18 protein-coding genes are annotated in these 17,576 nt (G+C 58.5%); 10 read left to right on the top strand and 8 right to left on the bottom strand.

Annotated features, from left to right (window positions below):
* Positions 1-335 precede the first annotated feature (335 nt).
* From FJU08_RS18415 to FJU08_RS18400, 4 genes are all read left to right on the top strand, one after another.
* Positions 336-1,499 carry an efflux RND transporter periplasmic adaptor subunit gene (locus FJU08_RS18415; RefSeq protein WP_141150514.1) on the top strand — a complete coding sequence of 388 codons (1,164 nt, stop codon included), beginning with the start codon at positions 336-338 and terminating at the stop codon, positions 1,497-1,499.
* Between the two features lie 110 nt (positions 1,500-1,609).
* The gene (locus tag FJU08_RS18410; RefSeq protein ID WP_141150594.1) at positions 1,610-4,714 is read left to right on the top strand and encodes an efflux RND transporter permease subunit; all 3,105 of its coding nucleotides are present in this window, start codon (positions 1,610-1,612) and stop codon (positions 4,712-4,714) included.
* A gap of 118 nt (positions 4,715-4,832) precedes the next feature.
* Positions 4,833-5,426 carry a YiaD family glycine zipper/OmpA-like lipoprotein gene (locus FJU08_RS18405; RefSeq protein ID WP_141150513.1) on the top strand — a complete coding sequence of 198 codons (594 nt, stop codon included), beginning with the start codon at positions 4,833-4,835 and terminating at the stop codon, positions 5,424-5,426.
* 201 nt (positions 5,427-5,627) lie between these two features.
* Positions 5,628-6,278, top strand: a complete 651-nt coding sequence (locus FJU08_RS18400; RefSeq protein ID WP_141150512.1) for a YiaD family glycine zipper/OmpA-like lipoprotein — start codon at positions 5,628-5,630, stop codon at positions 6,276-6,278.
* A gap of 348 nt (positions 6,279-6,626) precedes the next feature.
* On the opposite strand, the gene FJU08_RS18395 is transcribed toward FJU08_RS18400, so the two are convergent.
* Positions 6,627-6,890, bottom strand: a complete 264-nt coding sequence (locus FJU08_RS18395; RefSeq protein ID WP_141150511.1) for a hypothetical protein — start codon at positions 6,888-6,890, stop codon at positions 6,627-6,629.
* Positions 6,891-7,077: 187 nt separating this feature from the next.
* Complete coding sequence (locus FJU08_RS18390; protein WP_141150510.1) at positions 7,078-8,556, bottom strand: D-alanyl-D-alanine carboxypeptidase; 1,479 nt, start codon at positions 8,554-8,556, stop codon at positions 7,078-7,080.
* Between the two features lie 369 nt (positions 8,557-8,925).
* Here FJU08_RS18390 and FJU08_RS18385 point away from each other — a divergent pair, with 369 nt between their 5' ends.
* Together FJU08_RS18385 and FJU08_RS18380 are read left to right on the top strand one after the other, a co-directional pair.
* The gene (locus FJU08_RS18385) at positions 8,926-9,657 is read left to right on the top strand and encodes a rhomboid family intramembrane serine protease (protein ID WP_141150509.1); all 732 of its coding nucleotides are present in this window, start codon (positions 8,926-8,928) and stop codon (positions 9,655-9,657) included.
* Positions 9,658-9,770: 113 nt separating this feature from the next.
* Complete coding sequence (locus tag FJU08_RS18380; RefSeq protein ID WP_141150508.1) at positions 9,771-10,205, top strand: CBS domain-containing protein; 435 nt, start codon at positions 9,771-9,773, stop codon at positions 10,203-10,205.
* 9 nt (positions 10,206-10,214) lie between these two features.
* On the opposite strand, the gene hisI is transcribed toward FJU08_RS18380, so the two are convergent.
* A complete protein-coding gene (hisI, locus tag FJU08_RS18375; protein WP_141150507.1) occupies positions 10,215-10,667 on the bottom strand; it encodes a phosphoribosyl-AMP cyclohydrolase in 453 nt (150 codons plus the stop codon).
* 164 nt (positions 10,668-10,831) lie between these two features.
* Here hisI and FJU08_RS18370 point away from each other — a divergent pair, with 164 nt between their 5' ends.
* Together FJU08_RS18370 and yidD are read left to right on the top strand one after the other, a co-directional pair.
* Positions 10,832-11,284: an iron-sulfur cluster assembly scaffold protein gene (locus FJU08_RS18370; protein ID WP_141150506.1), complete on the top strand. Its 453-nt coding sequence runs from the start codon at positions 10,832-10,834 to the stop codon at positions 11,282-11,284.
* Between the two features lie 5 nt (positions 11,285-11,289).
* Positions 11,290-11,658, top strand: coding sequence for a membrane protein insertion efficiency factor YidD (yidD, locus tag FJU08_RS18365; RefSeq protein ID WP_141150505.1), 369 nt, complete (start codon positions 11,290-11,292; stop codon positions 11,656-11,658).
* On the opposite strand, the gene FJU08_RS18360 is transcribed toward yidD, so the two are convergent.
* From FJU08_RS18360 to moaA, 4 genes are read right to left on the bottom strand one after another with little or no spacing between them, the layout of a single operon-like run.
* Entirely contained in the window at positions 11,646-12,473 is an 828-nt protein-coding gene (locus FJU08_RS18360) for a class I SAM-dependent methyltransferase (protein ID WP_141150504.1), read from the bottom strand. The two genes, yidD and FJU08_RS18360, sit on opposite strands and share 13 nt — an antisense overlap.
* A 57-nt stretch (positions 12,474-12,530) precedes the next feature.
* Positions 12,531-13,151 carry a molybdenum cofactor guanylyltransferase MobA gene (gene mobA, locus FJU08_RS18355; protein WP_141150503.1) on the bottom strand — a complete coding sequence of 207 codons (621 nt, stop codon included), beginning with the start codon at positions 13,149-13,151 and terminating at the stop codon, positions 12,531-12,533.
* Entirely contained in the window at positions 13,148-14,149 is a 1,002-nt protein-coding gene (locus FJU08_RS18350) for a DMT family transporter (protein WP_235890817.1), read from the bottom strand. The genes mobA and FJU08_RS18350 overlap by 4 nt, the downstream gene beginning before the upstream one ends.
* 52 nt (positions 14,150-14,201) lie before the next feature.
* Positions 14,202-15,245, bottom strand: coding sequence for a GTP 3',8-cyclase MoaA (gene moaA, locus FJU08_RS18345; protein WP_141150502.1), 1,044 nt, complete (start codon positions 15,243-15,245; stop codon positions 14,202-14,204).
* Positions 15,246-15,344: 99 nt separating this feature from the next.
* Between moaA and FJU08_RS18340 the strand changes: the two genes are divergently transcribed.
* Together FJU08_RS18340 and FJU08_RS18335 are read left to right on the top strand one after the other, a co-directional pair.
* Positions 15,345-15,698, top strand: a complete 354-nt coding sequence (locus FJU08_RS18340) for a gamma-butyrobetaine hydroxylase family protein (RefSeq protein ID WP_141150501.1) — start codon at positions 15,345-15,347, stop codon at positions 15,696-15,698.
* Between the two features lie 82 nt (positions 15,699-15,780).
* Positions 15,781-16,392, top strand: a complete 612-nt coding sequence (locus tag FJU08_RS18335) for a pyridoxamine 5'-phosphate oxidase family protein (RefSeq protein ID WP_141150500.1) — start codon at positions 15,781-15,783, stop codon at positions 16,390-16,392.
* Between the two features lie 6 nt (positions 16,393-16,398).
* On the opposite strand, the gene FJU08_RS18330 is transcribed toward FJU08_RS18335, so the two are convergent.
* A complete protein-coding gene (locus tag FJU08_RS18330; RefSeq protein ID WP_235890815.1) occupies positions 16,399-17,496 on the bottom strand; it encodes an AI-2E family transporter in 1,098 nt (365 codons plus the stop codon).
* Positions 17,497-17,576: the final 80 nt, after the last annotated feature.

The following is a 17,576-nucleotide window of genomic DNA, read 5'->3' as shown; positions in this document are numbered from 1 at the left end:
GGCGTTCCACGAGGCTGCCGGTCCTGCGAGAGTTTCTCAGTCAGGTACCGCATGGGTACCGTTCACGATTAATTGTATGTGTTAGGCGTGGCAAAATCTGTCCTGCCTGTTGGATGGTTCTGATTTCCCCCTAAGGCAAGATGTTGAAATATAGAGATATATTCTGGAAAAACTGATATTCGCCGCAATCATGTTGAACTATATTAAACTTTGGAGAGGTTCCTCCGTCAGTCTTGTCATCGCGATTCAGTCGTTCATAATTTCGTTCAAAGCCCTGTTAAAACAGGCTGTTTTCCAAAGCGGCATGAGCAGGGCGCTTCCTACCGGGGACTTCTATGCGAATTTACACACAGGTTCTGGCCAGCCTGGCAATTCTGGCGGTTGCCGCTGTTGCCTGGCTTTTTCTTGCGCCCGGCGGGCGCGATGTTCTGGTGAGGCTGGGTATTGGCTCTGGCGCTGTCGAGACGGCTTCAAAGGCTCCCGGTGCTGGCGGCCCGGGCGGCGGTGGTTCTGGTGGACGGCAGAAGACCCGGGTTGTTGCCGAGCCCGTGACGACGGGGGTGGTCAATGATGTGCTTGAGGCAATCGGTGATGGTGAGGCGGTCCAGACCGTGACGGTTCTGCCCCAGGTTGCCGGAACCATTACGGATGTGCTGATTTCGTCTGGTGATATGGTTGACAAGGGGCAGGTGATCGCACGGCTCGACAATCGCGAGGAGACGGTTGCGCGTGATCAGGCAAAAGTGGCGCTTGAAGCGGCGGCCCGTCAGTCGCAGATCAATCAGAAGATCAAGTCATCCATTTCCGAACTGAGCCTTTACACCTCGCAGATTGCCGAGCAGACCGCCGAACTTCAGTTGCAGTCGGCAGAGTTGGCGCTTGCCAAGCGCGACATTGTCGCGCCCTTCGCCGGCATTGCCGGTATTCTGCAGATCAACGCCGGTGACTATGTCACAACGGCAAGCCCGATCGTGACGATTGACGACCGGTCGACAATCCTCGTTGATTTTTCCGTGCCCGAGCGCTTTGCCGCCGCCATTCAGTCCGGTCAGGCGATCGAGGCAAGGCCCGTTGCCACGCCCAACAAACTGTTCAAGGGCGAGGTTGAAGCCGTCGACAACCGCATTGACGAGGACAGCCGGACGTTCACCGTGCGGGCCAAGATCGACAATGCCGATGACGCGCTGCGCGCGGGCATGTCCTTCAATGTCACCATGCATTTTGCCGGCGACACTTATCCGGCGGTCGATTCGCTCGCGGTTCAGTGGGATTCGCAAGGCTCCTATGTCTGGCAACTGGTTGACGGAAAGGCGCAGAAGGCGCGGGTCAGCATCATTCGCCGCAATCCGGACCTGATCCTTGTCGATGGCGATCTGAAGCCGGGTGATCAGGTCATTACCGAGGGACTGCAGCGCTTGCGCGAAGGGGCTGAGGTCGACGTCGTCAATCAGGATGGCAGCAAGGCGGGCGAACAGGTTTCGTCCCGCAATGCGGCGTAAGGGGCACGGAAATGAGTGACAAGGATCATGTTCCGCCGGATGTCAGCGATGACCCGGCTGTTGCCGCCCATGAGATTTACGGTGAAGAACAGTTGAACGACGAAGAGGCCATGGAGGATCCGGGCATTACGGCGCTCTTCGTGCGTCGTCCAATCCTGGCCTTCGTATTCAATGCCATGATTGTGGTTGCGGGGCTTGCCGCCTATTTCGGCGTCGAAGTGCGTGAATTGCCGGATGTCGACCGTCCGGTCATTACCGTGCGAACGACCTTTTCCGGTGCTGCACCGGAGACGGTTGATCAGGAGGTGACAAGCGTGATCGAAGGGGCTGTCGCCCGCGTCAGCGGCCTGCAGTCCATGTCGTCGCGGTCTTCCACAGGCTCCAGCCGGGTCACGCTGGAATTTTCCTCCGACACCGATATCAATGTGGCCTCGATGGACGTGCGCGATGCTGTCGGCCAGGTGCAGAACCAGCTGCCGGATGATGCCGACGATCCGCGGATCGTCAAGGCCGACGCCGATTCGCAGCCGGTCATGCGGCTTGCCGTCACCTCGAGCAAGCTGGATCTCGACAGCCTGACCAAGCTGGTGTCCGATCAGATTGAAGACAAACTGGCCGCTGTTCCCGGTGTCGCCGACGTTGATGTCTATGGCGACCGCGACAAGGTGTTCCGCATCGATATCAATCAGGCCGCGCTGGCAAGCCGGGCGCTGACGGTCGCTGATATTGCCACCGCGCTCGACAATGTCAGCTGGGATGTCCCGGCCGGTAATCTCACCAGCACCAGACAGGCGCTCAGCGTGCGGGCGACGGCCGATGTCACGACGCCGGAAGAATTCGAGGATATTCAGGTTGCCGATAATGTACGGCTTGGCGATGTTGCGACGGTGACTTTCGGGCCGGATACGGCCTCGACGGGGCTGCGCTATAATGGTCAGGCTGGTGTCGGTCTCGGGCTGATCCGCCAGGCCAAATCCAATACGCTGGAGATTTCGCAAGGCGCCCGCAAGGTTGTTGACGAACTCAACAAGACCCTGCCGGAAGGCACGTCCATCCATATTTCCAACGATGATGCCGTGTTCATTTCCGGCTCCATCGATGAGGTGGTGCGCTCGCTGATCCTCGCCTCCATCATCGTCGTCGCCATCATCTATCTTTTCCTGCGCGACTGGCGGGCGACCTTTATTCCGGCAATTACCCTGCCGGTCGCCCTGATCGGCACGCTGGCAGCCATCTATCTCGCCGGGTTCTCGGTCAACATCCTTACCCTTCTCGCCATTGTTCTCGCCACCGGCATGGTGGTGGATGATGCGATCGTGGTGCTGGAAAACATCGTGCGACTTCGCTCCAGGGGCATGGGGCCGAGGGCGGCGGCTGTGCTTGGCACCAAGGAAGTCTTCTTTGCTGTCATTGCTACCACGGCAACACTTGCGGCCGTGTTTGTGCCGCTGTCCTTCCTGCCGGGGCAGGCGGGCGGGCTTTTCCGTGAATTCGGCTTTGTGCTGGCCTTCGCCGTGCTGTTGTCTTCCTTCGTTGCGTTGACGCTCTGCCCGATGCTCGCCTCGCGAATTCTGGTCGAGCACAAGCATACCAAGCCCGGTCCGATTGCGCGGCTTGGCATGTTCCTTGCCGCGCTCTACCGCGTGACGCTGCGCTGGGCCCTGTCCGCGCCGCTGATCGTATTGTCGCTTGGTGCGCTTTTGATGTTCGGCGCCTATATTGCCTATACCAACATCACTAGTGAATTGCTGCCCAAGGAAGATCGCTCCATGCTGATGCTGCGTGTTTCTGCGCCGCAGGGTGTCAGCCTTGATTACACGCGGGACCGGATGCAGCAGGTTGAGGAAAAGCTTCAGCCGCTGATTGACAGGGGTGAAATTGCCAGCCTGTTTTCGATTTCCGGCTTTGGCAGCAATACCAATAGCGGTTTCATGGTGCTGACCCTTGCGCCCTGGGATCAGCGTTCTCGCACACAGGACCAGATCGCAAAGGATGTCAACGCCGCCGCGGCCCAGGTCCCGGCACTTCAGGCCTTTGCCATGCAGCCGAATTCGCTGAATATCCGTGGCGGCGGCAATGGTCTGTCCTTCTCGCTCGTCGGGGCAAGCCATGCTCAGCTCGCGACGGCGGCCAGCGCCCTTCTGGCTTCGATGGAAACGGATCCTGATTTCGTCAATCCGCGCCTCAGCAATGATGCAACCCAGGCGCAGGTGGCGATTACCCTCAATCGCAAGAAGGCGTCTGATCTCGGTATCAGCATTTCCGGCCTGTCCACGGCACTGAAGGCGCTTCTGGACGGCGATTCGATCGGCGATGTCTATATTGACGGGGACAGCTACAGTGTCGAGCTGACGGCCGATACGGACAATATCGATGACCCGGCCGATCTGGAGAATATTTTCCTGCGCGCTGGCGATGGCCGTATCGTGCCGCTGTCGACGATTGCGACGCTGAGTGAAAGGTCGATCGCGCCGACGCTGGAACGGGAGCAGCAGCTCGCCGCCGTGTCCATGTCCTCCAACCTCGCCGCTGGTGTGGCGCTCGGGCCGGCTTTTGCCGAGGTTGAAAAACTTGCCGCGCCGCTTTTGCCAGCCGGGGCTTATGTCATGCCGCAGGCGGAAGCAGCCGCGCTGAGCGAGAATTCATCCGGCATGCTCATGGTGTTCGGCTTTGCCTTCATCATCGTCTTTCTTGTGCTTGCCGCCCAGTTCGAGAGTGTCTGGAGCGCATTGATCATTCTGGCCACCGTACCTTTCGGCATGGGCTGCGCCATTCTGGCAATGCTCCTGACGGGAACCAGCCTCAATATCTATTCCCAGATCGGGTTGGTCTTGCTGATCGGTGTCATGGCCAAGAATGGCATTCTGATCGTTGAGTTCGCCAATCAATTGCGCGATCGCGGTCAAAGCGTCAGGGATGCTGTCGAAAATGCCACCAATCTGCGTTTGCGCCCGGTCATGATGACAATGATCTCAACCATTCTCGGTGGCGTTCCGCTTGTGCTTGCAAGCGGTGCGGGCGCGGAGGCGCGCATCGCACTGGGCTGGGTGATTGTCGGTGGCCTGGGTTTCGCAACCATTGTCACACTCTATGTCACGCCCGTGGCCTATCTTCTGCTGGCGCGCTTCTCCAAGCCAAAGGCGGATGAAGAGGCGAGGCTGCATCGGGAGCTGAAACACGCCTCGACGCTGCCGGCAAGTGATGGTCAGGCCTGAGGTAATGCATGCTAAAGAAGGTTGCGTTTGATCTGGCAATACCTCTTTTACTGGTTTGAACTGTACCGGCTTTTGTGTAAAGTCCGGCTAGCATTGATCCGGACCGGAAGGGGAAGTTATGATCAAGAAGATGATGATTGCAGCAGCGGCTGCTGCATTGCTGGCTGGCTGTGCCAGCAATAGCATGAACGCGACAGCGCCGGAGACCGTCACGGTAACTACCGTGAATGCCAGCTCGCCTGCTGAATATATGGATCAGCAGGAAGCCGAGTTCCGTCAGACACTTGAAGGTACCGGCGTTACCATTATCAGGACGCCGAAATATATTGCGCTCGTGCTTCAGTCGAGCGTGACATTCCCCTTCGACAAGTCGGAACTTGTCCCGGAATTCTATCCGACCCTCACCGCAGTTGCCGCACTTCTGGTCAAGTATAACCAGACGTCGATCAACGTGAACGGTTATACGGATTCCACCGGTACGGATGCCTATAATCTGAAGCTGTCGCAGGAACGCGCCGATTCGGTTGCTGGCTATCTGATCAACAAGGGCGTCACACCGTCCCGGGTGATCCCGACGGGATATGGCAAGGCTGACCCGGTTGCTTCCAACGATACGAAGGAAGGCCGTGCACAGAACCGCCGTGTTGAGATCCGGCTTGCACCGCCGGCCGCGCCTGATGCTGCGGCAGCTCCGGCGATGGCAACCAAGTAATTCGGTTGTGAGATTATGCCGCCACCGGGCTCATTACGCGTTCGGTGGCGGTTTTGATTTTTCGGAGCGGGCTGAACTTTTGTCGCTCTTCCACTTGAACATTGTCTGATTGGCGGTATTTGCCACTGTTATGGCTTTCGGACATAGACATGCCGCAATGTTTGTCTGAACTCGTGACGATTTCGATTTTTGAGGGTTTCCATGCTTAAGAAGGCAATGATCGCTGTTCTGGGAACAGCATTTCTTGCAGGCTGCACCACCACTGACCCGAATACCGGGCAGACGGTGTCCAACAACACCGGTACGGGCTTGCTGACGGGGACCGCGATCGGCGCGCTGGCTGGCGGTCTGATCGGTGGCGATGTCAAGGGCGCTGTCATCGGCGGCGCCATCGGTGCCGTCGCAGGCGGTGGCATCGGCGCCTATATTGATAGCCAGGAGCGGGAGTTCCGCGCAGCGCTTGCCGGGACCGGTGTTTCGATCGTGCGCAATGGCGATCAGCTGACGCTGATCATGCCGTCGAATATCACCTTCGCAACCGATCAGTATCAGATCGTTCCGAACTTCTATTCGACGCTGAATGCGGTCTCCACAGTGCTGGTGAAGTATGACCGCACCGCGATCAATGTGAATGGCTACACGGATTCCACTGGATCGGATGCCTATAACATGAACCTGTCGCAGCAGCGCGCTAACAGTGTCGCCAGCTATCTGATGCAGTCGGGTGTCAGCGGCCGTCGTATCTCGGCAATGGGCTTTGGCAGTCAGTATCCGATCGCCTCCAACGCCACCCCGGAAGGCCGTTCTCAAAACCGGCGCGTCGAAATTCAGATTTCCGCAGTCAAGATGTGATTACGGGGCAGGGCGGTTTCGCCCTGCCGCTCCTAAATGCCAAAAGGCGCTTCGTTCGAGGCGCCTTTCATATTGCTGACAAACCCTATCCCTTCTCTAACGTCATGCCTGTGCTTGGTCCACAGGCATCCAACAGACGCGCGTCCGCGCGGCGAAAGACTCTCTAATCCGATGCACTGAAGAGCCTGGATCCCCGTGACAAGCACGGGGATGACGACGGAGGGGTAGTGATCCTCCCAAACAGACAATCTGAATCATTTTGTCAGCGGTCTGATGCGCATCGTTCGATGCGCCTTTTTTACACGGATAAACTGAAGCCCGAAATCGGATCAGGCTCTCTTATGACTGTCAGCGAAGTCTGAGATTGATCGGCCGGATACCGCGGTCATCTTCCGGGAGATAGATGTGGATTCTGACCGGCGGCTCGGCATGACGCGCTGCACGGGCGCCCTGACTGACCAGCAGCCCCACCAGCTCGCGTGCCCGTGATCGTCCCTGTGCGCGCGCATAATCCGCGAGCCGTGCCGCGGCCTCTGAAAGCGGATTGAACGTGTTTCGCCGATGATCGCCCGGCGCGGGTGTAAGGGTATCGGAGTGCTGTTTCCTGGTCACGTCATGCCTCGTGTCGATAAATTCGAGGTTCTGACGGCGGTGCTTTCGGCACGCGCCTGACGGTTCTGATGGAACCGCTGACACCCAAGGTAAGCAGTAAATCTTTAGAATGTGTTTATGATAAAAGCCGCCTTTTGTTGAAAAGGCGGCTTTTTGTCCGGATTGTGGCGATTTTTTGGAAGCGGGCCTACTGCAGGCTGGCCCAGCATTCGACGCCGTTGCGCTTGAGAACCAGGCAGGCATTGACCGCTTCCTGCTCGTCGGAGAAACCGGCGAAGCGGGCGCGATAAAGCTGCTGACCACCACTATTATAGGCCAGCGTATAGGCCTTGGTGGATTTCAGTGTGCCGTCCGCCTGGGTTTTGGTGCGCTCCAGAATGGCATTGGCGCCCTCAACAGTGGCGGCCGTGCCGACCTGAACAACCCAGCCCTGGACACCGATCGACTGGGTCGTCAGCGTCTTGTCAGGTGCCGGCTGAGCAGCGTTTGCCGCTGGAACGATTGCCTCGCCGACGGCGTCGACAGCATGATTGGCAGAGGCCAGTACATCTTCCACCGTCAGCGGCTCATCCGATTTGGCGGGCGCACGTTCTGTGGGGATCGGCACATTGGCGATCAGATCAGCCTGCGGGCCGGAAAGGCCGGAGACGGCAGGAGCAGGCGCGGGGACCGGCTCGTCGGCAGACGCATAGGCAAGTGCGATCCCACTATCGGCGACAGGGCGCTGGTAGGGAATTGGCGGATTGTCCGGAAACTTGTCCATCGCAATGGTGCGCGGCGTTGAGGCGCGGGCGATGACATAGCTCTTCTTCCGCGAGTTCGAAGCCTTCTTCATGTAGGATGTGATCAGCCGGTCAGCCCATTTGTCGCGGCTGGCTGCCGTCGAACCACCCATGACCACCGCGACGATCGAACGGTTGCCCATGGTGGCGGAGGTGGCAATGTTGAAGCCCGACGCATTAGTGTAGCCGGTCTTGATGCCGTCAATGCGAATGCCGTTTTCCGTACCCAGCATATGGTTATGATTGGCAATCGAGGTGTTGCCGTATTTGAAGCTCGTCGTCGAGAAGTACTTATAATACTCCGGGAAGTGCTGACGCAGCGCGAGGCCGAGTTTGGCCTGATCGCGCGCCGTGGTGACGTGGCGGCTGTTCGGCAGGCCGTTCGGGTTCTCATAATGGGTGTTCGTCATGCCGAGCGAACGGGCCTTGTTGTTCATCATATTGGCGAATCCGGACACCGAGCCGCCCATATCCTCTGCCACTGCAACAGCAACATCATTGGCCGAACGGGTAATCAGCGAATAGATGGCAGTCTGGACGGTGATGCTGCCGCCCGGGCGAATGCCAAGCTTGGTCGGCGGCTGCGCCGATGCATTCTTGGAGAATGTAATCTTGCTGTTCAGCGTGAGCTGTCCGTTGTCGATGGCCTCAAACATCAGATAGAGCGTCATCATCTTGGTCAGGGATGCCGGAAAACGCCGAGCATCAGGGTTCTCGCTGTAGAGAACCTTGCCCGTATTGGCGTCAACCACGATGGCGGCATCATTGGTATCCGCAGCGCTGATGGCGGGAAAAGCCGTCGAAATAACGACACACGTGAACACAAAGGTGAGCACGGCGTTTACGGAACTCAGGCGAAAGCGGCGAAAAGCCTCTTGCAGCATTAGAAATACTCTTGCGGAAGCTGGCGTTAAAATTCCTGGCGAAGACTGCGCCGATGATAGCGCCGGCGCCTTCAGCGAGCCAGAGCACCCTTTATTCTGATCTCAACACGGTGAACAAAGACTTAAGGATTGGTCTATCACCCCCCAATTCGTTAACGTAATCGTCCAAAAACAGAAGCTCGTGCTCAGCTTTTGCTCATTTGCGTCAACGCCTGGTTTTATAACTCAAAAATCACGATCAGGCTACCATGGGGCGGCGTTGTCCCGGAGCGCTCTGGCGGGCGGCGGCCTTGCGAGGTGGCCGGACTTTGAAATATCTGCTGTTTGCGCTAAACCCGAACGGCGCATAACACGGAAAGATCGCCTGCCATGTCATCTCCCTTTGCCCGGCCGCCCCATGGCCAAAAGCCGCCGTCCAACCCGCCGGTCAACCTGCCGCCTGCGGTTATCGCGTCACTGGCGGTGCTGTTCGTGGTTTTCCTGTTTCAGCAATATGTTATTGATTTTTCTGGTCGTTCTGTTCTTTGGATGCGGTTTGGCTTCATCGCTGGCCGCTATTCCCTTCCGCTCGATCAGCAGGGTCTGGCCTGGCTTTGGTCTCCGGTGACCTATTCGCTTCTGCATGGCAGCTGGACGCATATCATCTTCAACAGCATCTGGCTGGCGATTTTCGGCGCACCTGTGGCCAATCGCATCGGGTCGCTTCGATTTGCGATCCTCTGGATAGTGAGTGCGGTTTTTTCAGCCTTTTTCTTTGCCGCGTTGAACTGGGGCTCGCCCGAAATCCTGATCGGCGCGTCGGGTGTCGTCTCCGCCTATATGGGGGCTGCCTGCCGATTCGTCTTCACGCCGCGCGGAGCCTTCAGCGTCCACGCCCATATCAATCCGCGGCTTTCCATCATCCAGGTGGCGCAGAACAAGACGGCAAGAGCCTTCGTGCTGGTCTGGCTGATCGGTAATCTTGCCGTTGCCGCCGGCTTTGGACTGGTCGGCGTTGATGCTGCAGATGTTGCCTGGCAGGCCCATATTGGCGGGTTCCTGTTTGGTTTTCTGGCTTTTCCGCTGTTCGATCACCGCACGCCGCGCGTGCTGCGCTTCTGATCTTTGATCAGGGCGCCACGGGGCGCTTGCTCTTGCTATTGCCCGGCCTCTCATGCACCATCATGGCTTGTCCCGTCACGGGAGGGCGGCGGCATTTAGCGAAGGAGGCGTAGATGGTCATCACCGTCAGAATGATACTGGATGAAAAGGGGCGCGATGTCGTCACCGTAGGGCGTATGACAACGATCGGGGAAGTCGCGTCGACACTTCACCAGAGCCGGATCGGCGCTGTTGTTGTTGTCGATGATGCGATGCATATCCAGGGCATCTTCACCGAGCGCGATCTGGTCGCTTCGATCGGCAAACATGGCGATAAGTGTCTTACCCGGCCGGTTGCCGAAGGCATGACCGAGAATGTGTTTCGCTGCGATGAGGGCACGACCGTCAACCAGTTGATGGAAGTGATGACTGACAAGCATTTCCGTCATGTTCCCGTTGAGGAAAACGGCAAGCTTGCCGGCATCGTATCCATCGGTGATGTGGTCAAGTCACGCATCCGTGAAGTGCTGATGGAAGCCGAGCACATCAAATCCTATCTGGCGAGCTAAGCGGCGCGCTCAGTGCTTGTGGCCATAGACTTCCGCCGGGTCGAAGGCGCGGCGGTCGTCGATTGAGTTGAGCGCTGCCTTGCCATCGGCAACGGTAATGGCACGATAGAAGCAGGACCGCCGTCCGGTATGGCACGCGGCGTCGTGGCCGGCCACGCGAACCTTCAGCAAGACGGCGTCCTGATCGCAATCGGCAAGAATGGCCTCGACATGCTGCAGATTGCCCGAAGTTTCGCCCTTCTTCCAGATTTTGGCGCGCGAACGGCTGTAATAATGGGCGACACCGGTCTCCAGCGTCAGCGACAGCGCTTCGGCATTCATATGGGCGAGCATCAGTACCGCGCCGTCCCGGATGTCGGTGACGACGGCTGTGACGAGGCCGTGTTCATCGAAACGCGGGGTGAAGACGGTGGCTTCATCAAGCTCGGACTTGTCTTCGGGCGGCGTGTCAAATGGGATCATGCTCTTTCCTCTGTGTTGCGAACTAGATAGGATGGTTCGGTATCCTTTGGCAATCTCTGTTGATCACATCGGGAACATCGGGGGCATTGCACTGGCCTGACGTGACGCCTATGTCAGGTGAATGGCGTCGAGGCTTAAGCTGCCTCCTGCAAAGCGGTGAAGTGATGGACGATATCTATTCAGCGAAAATCCTGTCTTATGCGGGCAATCTGACCCGGTCAGGCCGGCTTGAGGCGGCGGATTGTTCGGCGGATGCTCACTCAAGGCTTTGCGGTTCGCGCATGACAGTCTATCTGAAGTTTGATGGCGGACGGATCAGCGATTTTTCCCACGAGGTCAAGGCCTGTGCGCTCGGTCAGGCTGCGGCGTCGATCATGGCGAAGACGATCATCGGGGCGAGCCCCGCGGAAATCCGCCAGGCACGCGAAGCCATGTGGGCGATGCTGAAAGACGGTGGTGACGGCCCTGATGGCCGGTTCGCGGAAATGCGCTGTCTTCAACCCGTCAAGGATTATCCCGCCCGCCACGGATCGGTGATGCTGACGTTCGAGGCAACGGTGAAGGCGCTTGGCAGCCTTGAGACGAGCGACGGAAGATCACAGGAAAAGGCGGTCTGACGGCGATGTGCGCATCAGGCCATAATCATCCGCACAGTCACGAAAAAAAGCCGTATTCGCGCAATTACAGCGGCCCGTTTCGCAAGACACCCGGACGCCTTTTCGGCATGGCACTGATCCGGGCGTATCAGGTGACGCTTTCCAGCCTTGTCGGCCAGTCCTGCCGCCACATGCCGACCTGTTCGGAATATGGTTATGAGGCGATTGCGCGGCACGGCCTGTGGCGCGGCGGATTTCTCACCCTGTTCAGGGTCTCACGCTGCGGTCCGGGCGGAACCCATGGGTTCGACCCGGTACCTGAGACGCTGGATCCCTCGGTGCGCTGGTATCAGCCGTGGCGTTATTGGGCGCTCGGGCGGCGTCACGATCCCTGATAGCGGGCGATGACGAGATAGCCGGGTGTCGGTTCACCATTTTCAAAACGCACATTGATATCGGTGATCTCGACCAGATCGAAACCGGTCGCCTCCAGCCTTTCCTCGATATAGCTGCGTGCATGGGCAAAGCGCTGATGCGGGCCGACCATGAAGGGCTTTTCGCCGAGAACCATGTCTGGCAGGGTCTCTGCGGAGAAAGCGAAGACGCCGCCTTCGACCATGTTTTCGGCAACGCCGAAGAACATCGGCTCCAGCCGTCCGAGATAGGGCAGGACGTCAGCCGCGACCACCAGATCGAAGGCTTCCTCGTCATTGTCATCGAGAAAATCCTCCACTTCCGCGACATATAGCGTCTCGTAGAGGTCTTTCTCATGGGCGATACGCACCATGTTTTCGGAAATATCGAGGCCGGTAATATCGTCGACCATATCGCGCAGAGCACCACCGGCAAGGCCCGTGCCGCAGCCGAGATCGAGCATGCGGTAGAAGGGGCCGGTCTCCAGTGTCTGAAAACGCTGGCGGATCATCAGCGGCACGCAATAGCCGAGTTTTTCAACGAGAATATCCTCGAAATCATCGGCATGCTGATCGAACAGCGTTTCGACATAGGCGTCGGGCGCCTTTTCCGGCGTATCGCCGTAGCCCATGGCGGCAAGGCGCACGGCCGCTCCGCCATGATCATCGGGATCAAGCGCCAGAACCCGGCGATAGGCTTCGGCTGCAAGCTCGAAGGACCCCGCCTTTTCCAGCGCCAGCGCATGGTTGTAGGCCTCGGCCAGCTTTTGCTCGTCTATCTTCTTTGCCATGGTCATCCTCGCGCAATCAGTTGGAATCGCTTTAGGGCGGATCGGTGCGTGGCGCAACCAGTTTCACATCTTTGAAAAATACGGCGCGAAGCGGGCCGCCGTGGCAAGATCCGCTTCAGTGTTGATGTTGAAAAAGGGATCAATCACTCCGAGGGGCGTTTCGATCTCGGAAAAGGCGACTGCGCGATGGCGATGGGCCGCGATGAAGGCCATGACCCGCCGGTTGCCGGGCACAAGAAGAAACTGCTCAAGCATATGTGTCAAACTGAGCGGCCAGAGCGCGAATACCGGGTGTTGTCTGCCGTCCGATGCGGCCAGTATGATTTCATCCGAGGCCGGATTTTCTGCCAGAAATGCCGTGGCAAGATTTTCAGGAAAGAAGGGCGTATCCACGGCAATGGACAACATATGCGAGGCTGCATGACCTTGTTCCAGGAGCCAGGAAAGGCCTGAATGAATACCGGCAAGCGGGCCCTGAAAGCCCGTGATCCGGTCGCTAAGGGTGATGGTTCCATCGGTTTGGCAGCTGTGCGGTCCGGCGCTCAGGAGCAATGGGCTGGCCATGCCGGCAAGCCGTGCCGCAGCGCGATCGGCAAGTGTTACGCCGTCGAGCATAAGCCCCGCCTTGTCCCGACCCATGCGGCGCGATGCGCCACCGGCAAGAATGAGGACGGGCAGGTTCATTTTTCGCTGGCCTCTTCCTGGGCGCGAACGATCAGCCCGCCGCCCTCCGAAGGGCCGGGCTGGGTGGTCTCTGCCAGAGGTGCGATACCGCGCTTGCGTTCGCGGTGGAAGGAATAAAGTCCGGCGGCGACGATGACCGCACCGCCGGTCAGCACATGGGCATCGGGGTAGTTGGCAAAAACGATCATGCCGAGAAGTGCTGCCCACAAAAGCCCGGTATAGCGGAAGGGGGCGATATAGGAGATGTCCGCCTTGCGCACGGCAACCACGATCGACTGATAGCCGCCCAGAAGAAAGGCCGCAGCCAGAACCAGTTTCAGCAGAATCGGAACGGTCAGCATGCTCCAGTCGGCTTCAATCGTTCCTATCACGCCACCTCCGGCCGTCAGCAGCAGGGCGGTGGACAGGGTGATGACGATGGCCGGCACAGAGGCGGTGATGGTTTTGGTCATGAGGTCGCGTGTTGCCGCGCCGAAAACCGCCATGATCACGAAAATCGCGCCCGTATCGAAGCCGTCCGGGCCGGGTCGAATGATGATCAGGACGCCGATAAAACCAACGAGAATGGCGCTCCAGCGGCGCCAGCCGACCGGTTCTCCCATGAAAAGCGCTGCCCCGAGCGTGACGGCGAGCGGCAGCGACTGCTGGATCGCTGAGGCATTGGCAAGCGGCATCAGCCGCAGCGCTTCGAGATAGGTTACCGCTGCGACAAGTTCGCAGAAACTGCGGATCACGATTTTTGGCTGAAAGACATTGCGCACGCTGCCCAGAACACCCGCGCGCCAGGCAATGGCAAGCGCCAGCAGGACAATGAACATCCCGCGAAAGAACATGATCTGGCCGATGCCAATCTCTTTGGTCAAGAGCTTGACGGTCGCGTCGTTGGCGGCGAAGCAGGCCATGGCGAGGATCATGAAGATCGCGCCCTGGATATTGGTGGAAATGCGCATTTCAAGCCCTGTCGTTCCGGGAAACTGACGCTTAGCCTGAAAAGCCATTTTCGTATAGCCGATCAGTCAATTGTCCGCCGGATTTACAGCGTGTCTCTTTCTAGCCGCCGGTGACATTCATATGCCGCTTCACGGCCACCTTGCTGCGATGTTCGTCCAGCTCGAAATTATGCTCCAGCGGCTTGAGCGAAATGGCCCGGTCAATGGCTGCATGCAGCACATCTTCGTCATCTGTTTCGCGCAGGACCTTGCGGAAGTCGGCGTTGTCGTCCTGGCCGAGGCAGAGATAGAGCATGCCCGTGCAGGTCAGCCTGACGCGATTGCAGCTGGAACAGAAATTATGGCTGAGCGGGGTGATAAAGCCGAGCCGGCCGCCGGTTTCCGCCACCGTGACGAAGCGGGCCGGACCGCCGGTCGCATGCGGGCTTTCGTCCAGCGTGTAGCGTTCGGCCAGGCTGGCGCGCACCTTTGACAGCGGCAGATATTGCGCCGAGCGGTCCTGATCAACCTCTCCCAGCGGCATGGCCTCGATCAGGGTCAGCTCCATGCCTTCGCCATGGGCAAATTCCATCAGGGTAGGAATTTCCTGTTCGTTGACACCGGCAAGCGCCACGGCATTGAGCTTGACCTTCAAGCCTGCCTGACGCGCTGCGCGCAGCCCGTGCAGCACCTTTTCAAGATCACCCCAGCGGGTGATGGCGCGGAATTTTTCAGGATCAAGTGTGTCGAGCGAGACATTGACGCGGCGTATACCGGCATCAAAAAGGCTTCCAGCATAGCGATGCAACTGTGAACCATTGGTGGTCAGTGTCAGTTCGTCGAGACCGTTGCCAAGCCGTTTTCCAAGGCCTTCGAAGAGATGCATGACATTCTTGCGCACCAGAGGTTCGCCGCCGGTCAGGCGCAGCTTGGTCACCCCGCGATCGATGAAGGCATTGCAAAGCCGCTCCATCTCCTCGAGCGTCAGCAGGTCGCGCTTTGGCAGGAAGGTCATGTTTTCCGCCATGCAATAGGTACAGCGGAAATCGCAGCGGTCCGTCACCGAGACGCGCAGATAGGAGATCGTCCGGCCGAAATTATCGATGAGCGGCGCGCGTTTGCGGTTTGTGACCGGTTTTTCGGGGGCGAGCAAACTTGTATCCACTGGCGCATCTCTCCTTTTCCGGGGAAAATGTCGTTTGACTCGGCCCCGGTCAAGAGTGAAGACAAACAACAGGATGTGAACCCAGTCGTGAAGGATCCTATGATAATCGAACCGACCGAAATCCGTATTTCCAAGGATCGCCGCCAGATGACGGTCCGTTTTGCCGATGGCGCGAGCTTTTCCCTGCCGGCCGAAATGCTGCGTGTGCTCTCACCTTCGGCGGAAGTGCAGGGGCATGGGCCGGGGCAGAAGGTTACCGTGCCGGGCAAGCGAAAGGTCGAGATCATCACCGTACAGCAGGCCGGGAATTATGCCGTTCGGATCGGCTTTGACGACATGCATGACAGCGGCATTTACACCTGGACCTATCTGCGCGAACTCGGCGAAACGGGAGACTCACTTTTTGCCGTCTACGAGGCGGAGTTGGAGGCCAAAGGTCTCAGCCGCGACTGAACTCAGGAAGGGCGCATGCCTTTCACATGCCGGTCATGCGTCCGGTCTAGTCCTGGCGCCGCATTTTGAAGGAGAGGTGTGAATGAAGGTCATCGAAACGATCGAACAGCTGAAGGCGATCTATGGCGCGCCGGGAGAGGCCTCGCTGGTGAAGGTTACACCGGCGCTGACGGTGGAATATCGCCGGATGATCGAGGCGTCCCCCTTCGTTGCGCTGGCAACGGTCGGGCCGGAAGGGCTTGATTGCTCGCCGCGCGGCGATGCCGGATCCGTGGTGCGGGTGGCCGATGAGAAAACCCTTCATCTACCTGACTGGCGTGGCAATAATCGTGTCGATTCGCTGATGAATATCGTGCGCGATCCGCGTATCGCATTGATGTTTCTGGTGCCGGGCTCGAACAATGCCATGCGGATCAATGCCCGCGCCGTCGTCAGCATTGAACCGGCACTGCTTGAAAGCTTTGAAATGGACGGGAGGCATCCGCGCAGCGTCATCGTGATCACCATCAACGAGGTTTACTTCCAGTGCGCACGTGCCCTGATGCGGGCCGAATTGTGGAACCCTGAACGCTTCATCGACCCGAAGTCTCTGCCGACGCCGGGCGAACTGACCCGTGCCGCAAGCGCCAGTGATTTCGATGCCGAGACCTATGATGCCGAATGGCCGGCGCGGGCGGCAAAATCCATGTGGTGACGGGGCTCAGCCCTTTTCGTCCGGTGCTGGAAGTTCAAGGACGGTACGCTGAACGGGAGCTTCGGCTGGCGGCGCGCGGCCGAACAGACGGGCAAGCCAGGCAAGGGACGGCGTTTCCTCGCAGATGGTCAGAAGCGCAATGGCAATCGGGACGCCGAGGAAGGTGCCGAACAGACCCCACATGAAGGTCCAGAAGAAGATCGAGAACACGACCATGAAGGGCGAAATCGACAGCAGTGAGCCTGAGACCAGCGGCTCGACATAGTTGCCGATGGTGAACTGGATCAGGTTGAGGCAGATGAACAGAGCCATTGCTGTCTGCCAGTGCTCAAACTGGATCACCCCATAGGCTGCCGGGAATACTGTTGCGATCACCGAGCCGATAAAGGGGATATAGTTGAGCGCAAAGGCGATCACCCCCCATTCCACCGCATAATCGAGGCCGAGGATGGTTGCCACAGCCCAGAACATGAAGCCCGTCAGCGCGCTCATTTCCGTGCGTACCAGCATGTAGCGGGCGAATTTGCGTGAGGTGGCCCGGGCAACGCGGAGCATGGTTTCAGCCATTTCCGGATTGTGCAGCGTGTCGACCTTGCGGCGCAACGCGTCCAGTTCGGCAAGTCCAAGCGCCACATAGGCCAGAACCACGAGCCAGAAGCTCAAGGTCATGCTGGCCTGGCCGGTGACCTGCTGCAATGTGCGCACCAGAAGGCCGACATTGAAGACATCATTCAGCGATGTCGCTGCCGTGATGCCTTTGGAACTGAGCCAGCCGGTAAGATCCTGATAGGCGACCTGCAATTGCCAGGCGGCGCCGATGAAGGTGGTCGCGACACGCGAAAAGCCCCAGACCACCAGCATGGTGAAGGCAAAGAAGATGATGATGGTTGTCAGCAGCGTCAGAGCCAGTGCCAGCATGGAGGGCATGACGCGCTGCAGCCTGCTTTTGAGCGGCCAGGTGACGGCAATGATGAACAGCGACAGGGCAAAAGGCTTGAGAAAGGAACCTGCCCAGTTGATCGCAAAAAAAAGAACAAGAACAAAGATAAGGGCGACGGCGACGTTGGCGCCGCTACGCACCGGAGACGGGCGCATTTCGTTCATGATGTCTCTTCATTCGCCTGCTTGAGCGGTTATTCGCAAGACTGTATCGTCTGGGCAAGGTCGGCGCAAGCGCGACAAGC

It is taken from the genome of Martelella alba (assembly GCF_006516955.1).
Taxonomy (GTDB): domain Bacteria; phylum Pseudomonadota; class Alphaproteobacteria; order Rhizobiales; family Rhizobiaceae; genus Martelella; species Martelella alba.
Note: the sequence above shows the minus strand (reverse complement) of the source record. Positions and strands in the feature narration are given on the sequence as shown.